Origin of the sequence: Sphingomonas sp. (genome assembly GCF_039595165.1) — a bacterium.
Lineage (GTDB): Bacteria > Pseudomonadota > Alphaproteobacteria > Sphingomonadales > Sphingomonadaceae > Sphingomonas.
In genome coordinates this window covers 1-8,711 of record NZ_JBCNMA010000137.1, presented here as the reverse complement: position 1 = coordinate 8,711, position 8,711 = coordinate 1, and the positions used below count along the sequence as shown (strand labels likewise).

The following is an 8,711-nucleotide window of genomic DNA, read 5'->3' as shown; positions in this document are numbered from 1 at the left end:
GCATCGTGTCGCTCGCGCTCACGGTGGTCTGCTTCATGTCGCTGCCGATGACCTTCCAGCCCAATCTCGACGAGGACGCGGTGACCGCGACGATCGAGATGGTGCCGGGCACCACGCTCGAGCAGACCAAGGTCGTGGTCGACCGCGTGCGTGACCTGCTCGCCAAGCAGGAAGGCGTCGACAACACCTATTCGCGCGCGTTCGTCGGCAATGGCCGCGTCACCGCGATGCTGTCCAAGGAGCGCGAGTTCAAGAGCGACGAGTTCCAGCGGCGCCTGACGCCCGAACTCGCCAAGATCCCCGACGCGCGCGTCTCGTTCCGCAACCAGCAGGGTTGGGGTGGCTCGGGCCGCGCCCTCACCATCACGCTGGGCGGCGAGGATCCGGCGCTGCTGACGCGCACCGCGCAGAAGATCGTCGAGGAGATGGAGGGCCTGAAGAGCGTGGTCGCGCCGCGCATCTCGGGCGACCTGCAGCGGCCCGAGATCGTGATCCGGCCGCGCATGGATCTGGCCGCGAACCTCGGCGTCACCACCGCGGCGCTCTCCACCGCGATCCGCATCGCGACGCTCGGCGACATCGACCAGAACAGCGCGCGCTTCTCGCTCTCGGATCGCCAGATCCCGATCCGCGTCGCGCTCGACGAGGACGCGCGCGCCCGGCTGTCGACGATCCAGAACCTGCCCGTGCAGACTCAGTCGGGCGGGTCGGTGCCGCTGAGCCTCGTCGCCGATATCGGCTTCGGCGCGGGTCCGACCCGCATCGACCGGATCAACAAGCAGCGCCGCATCATGATCGGCGCCGACCTCTCCCCCGGCGTGGTCAGCGGCGACGCGCTCAAGCAGATCGATCAGCTGCCGACGATGAAGAACCTGCCGCTCGGCGTCGGCAAGCTCACCGTCGGCTCGGCCAAGTGGCAGGCGGAGATGATCCAGAACTTCATCATCGCCGTGATCTCGGGCATCTTCCTGGTGTTCGCGGTGCTGGTGCTGCTCTATCGCCGCTTCGTCTCGCCGCTGGTCAACATGGGCTCGCTGCTGCTCGCGCCGCTCGGCGGGCTGCTCGCGCTGATGGTCACCAACAACCCGATCTCGATGCCGGTCTTTATCGGGCTGCTGATGCTGCTCGGCATCGTCGCCAAGAACTCGATCCTGCTGATCGACTTCGCGATCGAGGAGATGGAGAAGGGCGTCGACAAGCTCACCGCGATCGCCGACGCCGGGCACAAGCGCGCCCAGCCGATCGTGATGACCACCGTGGCGATGGTCGCGGGCATGGTGCCGACCGCGCTGTCGCTGTCGGGCGACGCCTCGTGGCGCGCGCCGATGGGCATCACGGTGATCGGCGGCCTGATCCTGTCGACCGTGCTCACGCTGCTGATCGTCCCGGCGAGCTTCAGCCTCGCGATCGGGGTCGAGAAATGGCTTGGCCCGCGCCTGCGCCGCCGCCTGCTGACCTACACGCCCGGTGACGAGCACGGGCCGCAGGGACCGGTGATCGAGCATCAGGGCCGGATCGGCCACGGCGGGGAGGGAACCCAGCCTGCCGAGTGAACCAATCGCGCGCGGGGGGATTGTTACGGGCATGAACCCGTCTCCCCGCGCGCTTTCCGGCCGAGTGACGAATGCCCGCGCTCGCCATGAGCCGCCGCCGCCGGGCCTCAGGCGCATGCGCTTCATCGCCACCGGACTGCTCGTCGCGATGGCCGCGGTCTATTTCGCGGCGCGGCACTATGAGCCCGTCTATCCGGCGGCGGGCTTCGTCCGCGCCTTTGCCGAGGCGGCGATGGTCGGCGGGCTCGCCGACTGGTTCGCGGTCACCGCGCTGTTCCGCCACCCGCTCGGCCTGCCGATCCCGCACACCGCGATCATCCCGCGCAACAAGGACCGCATCGCGACGGCGCTCGCCAACTTCCTGCGCGACAATTTCCTCGTGCCCGGGGTGGTGGCGCGGCGGATGCGCCGAGTCGATGTCGCGGGCGCGGCGGGCAAATGGCTCGCCCAGCCCCCCGAATCCTCCGGCCGCCTGCGCCGTGGCGCCTCGCGCATGGCGGCGAGCCTGCTCGAATCGCTCGACCAGGAGCAGCTCGGCGGGATGATCAAGAGCGCGGTCGCCAGCCGCCTGCGCCAGACCGACGTCGCGCCGCTGATCGGCCAGGCGCTCGGCGCGGCGATCGCCGAGGGGCGCCACCTGCCGCTGATGGACGGCATGCTGCGCTGGCTCGCCAAGGTGATCGACCAGAATGAGGGGCTGATCCGCAAGATGGTGCACGAGCGCGCGGGCGCGATTATGCGCTGGACCGGGCTCGACGAGACGCTCGCCAACGCGATCATCGACGGGCTCTACAAGCTCGTCGCCGACGTCGCCGAGGACCCAGGCCACCCGCTGCGCGCCAAGGTCGAGGAAGGGCTCGAGAAGCTCGCCTTCGACCTCCAGTTCGACATCCCGACGCGGATCAAGGTCGAGGAATTCAAGGCCGACCTGCTCGACAATCCCGCGCTCGCGCGCTGGATCGAGGGGATGTGGGAACAGGGCCGCGCCGCCCTGCTGCGCATCGCGCGCGATCCCGACGCGGCGCTCGCGGGCAAGCTCGGCGACGCGCTGCGCCAACTCGGCGACACGCTGCAGAACGATCCGCGCCTCGCGCGCATGATCAACCGCTTCGTCCGCCGCGCCGCGGTCGGCACCGCCGCCGACTATGGCGACGGCATCGTGCGGCTGGTGTCGGACACCGTACGCGGCTGGGACGCGCGCACGATCACTGGGCGGCTCGAGAACGCGGTCGGACAGGACCTGCAATATATCCGCATCAACGGCACGCTGGTGGGCGGGCTGGTCGGGCTGGTGATCCACACGCTGCACACGGTGCTGTAGGGCCGCCGCTCGCCTCTTCGCCACCGTCATCCCAGCCTTGTGCCGGGATCCACGGCGCCCCAGTCGATGTCGTCAAGCCTTGCCTGCCGCCGGTCCCGCGGCGGATCCCGGCGCAAGGCCGGGATGACGGCAATGGGGTCGTCAGCGGGGTTGGCGGGCTATCCCGCCCAATCCAGCACCGTCCACCCCCGCGCCGCCGCCAGCCGCCGCAACGGGCCATGCGCGTTCACCGCGAACGCCTCGTCCGCCCATTCGAGCACCGGCGCGTCGGAGACATGGTCGCTGTAGAAGCGTATCCGGACCTCGCCGCGCGCCAGCCCCTCGCGCGCCAGCCACGCTTCGATCAGCCGCAGCTTGGCCGGGCCGTAGCAATTCTCGCCCTCGATCCCCGCGAGCACGTTGCCCTCGGCGTCGCGCCGCGCCTCGGTCGCGATCACCTGCCTAATCCCCAGCCGCGCGGCGATGGCGCGGGCGTAATAGCCGTGGCTCGCGGTCGCCAGCACCGGCTCCCAGCCCGCGGCGCGGTCGGCCTCGACCCGCGCCCGGGCGTCGGCGAACAGATTCGACGCCGCCACGCCGTCGGCGAACGCCTCGGCCACCGTGTCGAGGTCGCCTGGCGGGATCGCCCGGCCGAGCATGAGCCGATGCGTCTTCTCCTTGAGCTGCGCGCGATCGATCGCCTTGACGAGATAGGCGAGCGACGCGATCCCGGCGACGGGCAGCAGCGCCAATCGCCATGGCGCGCGCGCCCGCGCGGCGTGGATCAGGAACGGCGTCCAGGTCGCCCTGCGCGTGATCGTCTTGTCCATGTCGTAGATGGCGAGGCGGCGCATTCGGGAACCTTGGGCCTGATTCGGGGATTGGGACGGGACCGAAACCTCTGTAAACGCGGGAGCTTGCCGTTCCAGTCCGAATGAACGATGGGTGAGGCGATGAACGCGCCAGCGGATTTCCAGCACGACCCGGCAGAGGGCGGCACGCTGCGGTTCAGCGGCAACCTCTCGCTTCGTTCGATCGGCGACCTGCCCGAGCGGCTCGCCGCGGTCGACGGCCCGGTCGCCGAGCTCGACATGCGCGGGATCGAGCGGATCGACACGGTCGGCGCCTGGGTGATCCATCGCTTCGCCCGCGACTCCGGCGCGAAGGTGTCGGGCCTCACCAGCGATGCGCAGCATCTGTTCGACCAGGTGACCGAAGCCGACCAGCCGATCGCGATGCCGCGCGCGCCGCTCGGCACCTTCGCGCGCCTGCTCGCCGAAGTCGGCGAGGCGGTGATCCAGGCGTTCAAGACGCTCTACGGCCTGCTCGGCTTCATGGGCGCGACGGCGATGGCGTTCGGCCGCGTGATCGTCAATCCGCGCAGCTTCCGCTTCCACGCGACGGTCCACCGCTTCGAGGTGGTCGGCGTCTCGGCGCTCGGCATCATCGGGCTGATGAGCTTCCTGATCGGCATCGTCATCGCGCAGCAGGGCGCGGTGCAGCTGCGCCAGTTCGGCGCCGAGGTGTTCACGATCAACCTGGTCGGCCGCATCACCCTGCGCGAGCTCGGCATCCTGATGACCGCGATCATGGTCGCCGGCCGCTCGGGCTCGGCGTTCGCCGCGCAGCTCGGCACGATGAAGCTGACCGAGGAGATCGACGCGATGCGCACCATCGGGGTCAACCCGATGGAGGCGCTGGTGCTGCCGCGCGTGCTCGCCGCGGTGCTGATGCTGCCGCTGCTCGGCTTCTACGCCTCGATCGTCGCGATCATCGGCGGCGGGCTGCTCTGCTGGATCTCGCTCGACATCCCGCCGATCACCTTCGTCCAGCGCATCCGCGAAGTGGTGCCGATCACCGATCTCTATGTCGGGCTGGTCAAGGCGCCGGTGTTCGGCGCGATCATCGCGATGGCCGGCTGCTACCAGGGCATGCAGGTCGAGAGCGACGCCGAGCAGGTCGGCACCCGCACCACCACCGCGGTGGTCCAGGCGATCTTCCTGGTGATCGTGCTCGACGCCTTCTTCGCGGTGTTCTTCACCGAAGTCGGGTGGAATTGATGACCGCGGCGACCTTCGAGGGTGAGGCCATCATCCGCGTCCGCGGCCTCAAGAACAGCTTCGGCGAGCAGGTCGTGCACGAGGATCTCGACCTCGACGTCAAGCGTGGCGAAATCCTCGGCGTGGTCGGCGGATCGGGTACCGGCAAGTCGGTGCTGATGCGCTCGATCATCGGCCTGCAGCAGCCCGACGCGGGGATGGTCGAGGTGTTCGGCGAGAATGCGCTCGACATCGACGAGAACGAGGCGATCGAGATCCGCAAGCGCTGGGGCGTGCTGTTCCAGGGCGGCGCGCTGTTCTCGACGCTGACCGTGTCCGAGAATGTGCAGGTCCCGCTCAAGGAGTTCTATCCCCGGCTCGACCAGGCGCTGCTCGACGAGATCGCCGCCTACAAGGTGGTGATGACCGGCCTGCCGCCCGACGCCGGGCCCAAATATCCCGCCGAGCTGTCGGGCGGCATGAAGAAGCGCGCCGGGCTCGCGCGCAGCCTCGCGCTCGATCCCGAACTGCTGTTCCTCGACGAGCCCACCGCCGGGCTCGACCCGATCGGCGCCGCTGCGTTCGACGAGCTGACCCTGTCGCTCCAGCGCACGCTCGGCCTCACCGTGTTCCTGATCACGCACGACCTCGATTCGCTCTACGCGATCTGCGATCGTGTCGCGGTGCTCGCCGACAAGCGCGTGATCGCGGTCGGCACCATCGAGGAGCTTCTCGCGTTGGATCACCCGTGGATCCAGGAATATTTCAACGGCCCGCGCGGGCGGGCGGCCGTCTCCAGCGCCGAAGGGGCGGCGCGGACGGAACCGCAAGGGACGAGGGCATAGATGGAAACCCGGTCAAATCATGTGCTGGTCGGCGCGGTCGTGCTGATCCTGCTCGCCATGCTGGCGCTGTTCACCGTGTGGCTCGCGCGGCTCAACACCAATGCCGAGAACGAGTACGACATCTTCTTCAAGCAGGCGGTCGACGGCGTGAACAAGGGCTCGGCGGTCGCCTTTTCGGGCGTGCCCGCGGGGCAGGTCAAGGAGATCGCGCTGTTCCCGCCCGATCCCAGCCTGGTGCGCGTGCGGATCAGCGTGAACAAGGAGGTGCCGATCCTGCAGGGCACCACCGCGACGATCCAGGGCGTGGGCTTCACGGGAGTCAGCCAGATCCAGCTCGACGGCGCGGTCAAGGGCGCGCCGCCGATCGTCTGCCCGGAGGTCAACCCGCGCAGCGTCTGTCCGCTCGGGGTGCCGGTGATCCCGACCAAGCAGGGCGGGCTCGGTGCGCTGCTCAACACCGCGCCGCGGCTGCTCGAGCGGCTGTCGACGCTGACCGAGCGGCTGACCGAATTGCTCTCCGACCGCAACCAGGCGTCGATCGCGGGGATCCTCGAGAATACCGACCGGATGACCGAGGAGCTCGCCAAGGCCGGCCCCGATCTGCGCCTGGCGATCGGCGAGCTGCGCAACACCGTCAAGCAGGCCGGCTTCGCCGCCGAGCAGATCGGCAAGCTCTCGGGTACCACCGACCAGGTGCTGGCGAGCGAGGTGCGCCCGGCGATGGCCGACCTGCGCAAGGCGATCGCCTCGGCCGACGGCAGCATGAAGGCGCTGGAGCGCACCCTGGGCAAGGCCGATGCCGGGATCGACGAGGTCTCGACGCGGACGATCCCCGAGGTCAATCAGCTGATCCAGGACCTGCGCGAGATGGCGATCGCGCTGCAATCGGTGGCGGAGAAGGTCGATCGCGGCGGCGCCGGCTCGCTGATCGGCTCGCCCAAGCTTCCCGACTATGAACCCAAGAAGAAGTGAGCAGCCCCATGAAGACGCTCGCCCCGCTCCTGTTCGCCGCGCCGCTCCTGCTGGGCGGCTGCATCCGCTTCGGCGCCGAGCCGCCGCCCTCGCTGCTGACGCTGACCCCGACCGCCACGATCGCGGTGGGCGAGACGGTGAATTCGGCCTCCGCCAAGTCGATCACCATCACCACGCCGATCGCCGCGCAGGAGCTGGCGGTGGCGCGCGTGCCGGTGCGCTCGGACGCTACCAATGTCGCCTATCTCAAGGACGCGGTGTGGGTCGAGCCGCCCAGCCGGCTGTTCGCGCGGCTGTTGTCGGAGACGATCTCGGCGCGCACCGGCCGCGTGGTGCTGACGCTGCGCCAGTCGCTGTCGGACCCGGGCGCGCGGCTCGGCGGCGAGCTCAAGCAGTTCGGCCTCGACGCCGCGACGAGCGAGGCGGTGGTGACCTATGACGCGACCCTGGTGCGCGATCGTCCGGTGGCCGAGCGCGGGACGCGCCCGGCGATGACCTTCGAGCGGCGCCGCTTCGAGGCGCGCGTGCCGATCGCGGAGATCACGCCGGCGGCCGCCGGGGTCGCGCTCAACACCGCCGCCAATCAGGTCGCGGGCGAGGTCGCCGACTGGGTCGGGCGCTGAGCGGAAGCGTAAATCAGGCCACACCCGATACCCGTTTGCCCTGAGCTTGTCGAAGGGCTTCGCGATGCGATCCGCTGGGGAGCCCCTCGACAGGCTCATGGGAAGGAGCGGCGGAAGGGCGAGGGCAGCCTCCGCCCAAAGCCGCTTGCCCAAACCGCTTGCAATGTTGGATTTCATTTGCGAGCGTCTGCGCTCGCTCTTGCGCATCGTCGGCCCTGGCCGTCATCCCGGCGCGAGCTGAGGCACCGGGCACGACCTGCCGCCCGCACCCGTCAGCCCTGAACAGCGCGATAGTGTCAACCTGGTGTCAACTTCCGCCGTCGCGCGACGGCGCCCGCCGCACCGGCGGCATCGCGTTGCAGATGTCGGCGCCGCCCGCGGGCAGCTCGAAGAAGGGCGGCTCGCGATTCTCGCGCGCCTTCACCCAGGCGGCGAAGCGCGGGTTGTCGGCGGCGCGGTACTCGAAGCGCGGGCGCTCTGCCGCGGGCAGCTCGCTGGCCAGGCGCACGCTGACGATGGGGACGTACAGGCTCGCATCCTTGTACAGGCCGAGCCCGCCCTCGGTGCCGCGCGGCAGGGTCGAGAGATGCTCGATCCCCTCGAGCACGCGGCCGACGATCGCGATGTTGCGGTCGAGATGGCGCGGGCCATGGCCGATCACGGCGTAGAGGTCGCCGCCGCTCCCGGTGCTCGGCGCGAGATCGCGCGCGACGCCGACCATGCCGTAGCAATGCGGGATCCACGCGACCGTGCCGTTGGTCGCGAGCGGCCAGCCGTCGGCGCTGTGCCCCGTCGCGGTCGAATAGGGATCGGCGCGGGTGAGCCTGGTCACCGCATCGTAGCGCGGCCAGTCATATTCGGCGGGCGGCCGGGCGATCACCTCGGCGGGCAGCGGCTTCTTCTCGGTCGCGTCGCCCCATTGCACGACATAATTGTCCTGCACGCGATAGACGGTCTCGCCGTCCCACCAGCGCGCCGCGGCGAGCTTACGGATATTGGCGACATGCACCGGCGTGTAGCGCGCGGCGAGCCGGATATAGACGCGGCGGTCGCCCGCCAGCGTCAGCACCAGCAGCTCGTCGTCGGGCACCGCGCGCCAGTCGGCGGGCAGCGCATCGGACGGCTTGGGCGGAGGCGGGGGCGCGGCGGGCGGCGCCGCCTGGAGCGCGACGGCGAGAAGGGCGGTCAGCATCGCCGCAGGCTGGCACGCGCGCGTGCGGCGCGCAACGCTTGCGATGACCGGCGCAAATCACTAGGCAGCGCGTTCCTGGCATGCGGAGCGGTGGCCGAGTGGTCGAAGGCGCTCGCCTGGAAAGTGAGTATACGGCAAAACCGTATCGAGGGTTCGAATCCCTCCCGCTCCGCCATGAGCCACTGAT

At 69.8% G+C, this 8,711-nt stretch carries 8 protein-coding genes and 1 tRNA gene; 7 read left to right on the top strand and 2 right to left on the bottom strand.

What is annotated here, in order from left to right; genetic code table 11:
• Both ABDV68_RS16630 and ABDV68_RS16625 read left to right on the top strand, forming a co-directional pair.
• A partial coding sequence (locus ABDV68_RS16630; protein ID WP_343521223.1) for an efflux RND transporter permease subunit occupies positions 1-1,553 on the top strand: 1,553 nt, incomplete at its 5' end.
• 115 nt (positions 1,554-1,668) lie between these two features.
• Entirely contained in the window at positions 1,669-2,874 is a 1,206-nt protein-coding gene (locus ABDV68_RS16625; RefSeq protein ID WP_343521222.1) for a DUF445 domain-containing protein, read from the top strand.
• Positions 2,875-3,032: 158 nt separating this feature from the next.
• On the opposite strand, the gene ABDV68_RS16620 is transcribed toward ABDV68_RS16625, so the two are convergent.
• On the bottom strand, positions 3,033-3,707 hold the full coding sequence (locus ABDV68_RS16620) for an HAD-IB family phosphatase (RefSeq protein WP_343521221.1): 675 nt from the start codon (positions 3,705-3,707) through the stop codon (positions 3,033-3,035).
• A gap of 99 nt (positions 3,708-3,806) precedes the next feature.
• On the opposite strand from ABDV68_RS16620, the gene ABDV68_RS16615 reads away from it, so the two are divergent.
• From ABDV68_RS16615 to ABDV68_RS16600, 4 genes are read left to right on the top strand one after another with little or no spacing between them, the layout of a single operon-like run.
• On the top strand, positions 3,807-4,913 hold the full coding sequence (locus tag ABDV68_RS16615; RefSeq protein WP_343521220.1) for an ABC transporter permease: 1,107 nt from the start codon (positions 3,807-3,809) through the stop codon (positions 4,911-4,913).
• Positions 4,913-5,737, top strand: coding sequence for an ABC transporter ATP-binding protein (locus ABDV68_RS16610; protein WP_343521219.1), 825 nt, complete (start codon positions 4,913-4,915; stop codon positions 5,735-5,737). Before ABDV68_RS16615 ends, ABDV68_RS16610 begins: the two co-directional genes overlap by 1 nt.
• The gene (locus ABDV68_RS16605) at positions 5,738-6,709 is read left to right on the top strand and encodes an MlaD family protein (protein WP_343521218.1); all 972 of its coding nucleotides are present in this window, start codon (positions 5,738-5,740) and stop codon (positions 6,707-6,709) included.
• A gap of 8 nt (positions 6,710-6,717) precedes the next feature.
• Positions 6,718-7,332, top strand: coding sequence for an ABC-type transport auxiliary lipoprotein family protein (locus ABDV68_RS16600; RefSeq protein ID WP_343521217.1), 615 nt, complete (start codon positions 6,718-6,720; stop codon positions 7,330-7,332).
• A 307-nt stretch (positions 7,333-7,639) separates the two neighbouring features.
• Here the strand turns inward: ABDV68_RS16600 and ABDV68_RS16595 are convergent, their stop codons facing one another.
• The gene (locus ABDV68_RS16595; RefSeq protein WP_343521216.1) at positions 7,640-8,524 is read right to left on the bottom strand and encodes a peptidylprolyl isomerase; all 885 of its coding nucleotides are present in this window, start codon (positions 8,522-8,524) and stop codon (positions 7,640-7,642) included.
• An 84-nt stretch (positions 8,525-8,608) separates the two neighbouring features.
• Between ABDV68_RS16595 and ABDV68_RS16590 the strand changes: the two genes are divergently transcribed.
• Positions 8,609-8,699: transfer RNA gene (locus ABDV68_RS16590), tRNA-Ser, on the top strand.
• Positions 8,700-8,711: the final 12 nt, after the last annotated feature.

Coding starts and splice junctions, on each gene's coding strand:
- ABDV68_RS16625 (WP_343521222.1), top strand. CDS start 1,669: ATGCGCTTCATCGCCACCGGACTGCTCGTCGCGATGGCCGCGGTCTAT.
- ABDV68_RS16620 (WP_343521221.1), bottom strand. CDS start 3,707: ATGCGCCGCCTCGCCATCTACGACATGGACAAGACGATCACGCGCAGG.
- ABDV68_RS16615 (WP_343521220.1), top strand. CDS start 3,807: ATGAACGCGCCAGCGGATTTCCAGCACGACCCGGCAGAGGGCGGCACG.
- ABDV68_RS16610 (WP_343521219.1), top strand. CDS start 4,913: ATGACCGCGGCGACCTTCGAGGGTGAGGCCATCATCCGCGTCCGCGGC.
- ABDV68_RS16605 (WP_343521218.1), top strand. CDS start 5,738: ATGGAAACCCGGTCAAATCATGTGCTGGTCGGCGCGGTCGTGCTGATC.
- ABDV68_RS16600 (WP_343521217.1), top strand. CDS start 6,718: ATGAAGACGCTCGCCCCGCTCCTGTTCGCCGCGCCGCTCCTGCTGGGC.
- ABDV68_RS16595 (WP_343521216.1), bottom strand. CDS start 8,524: ATGCTGACCGCCCTTCTCGCCGTCGCGCTCCAGGCGGCGCCGCCCGCC.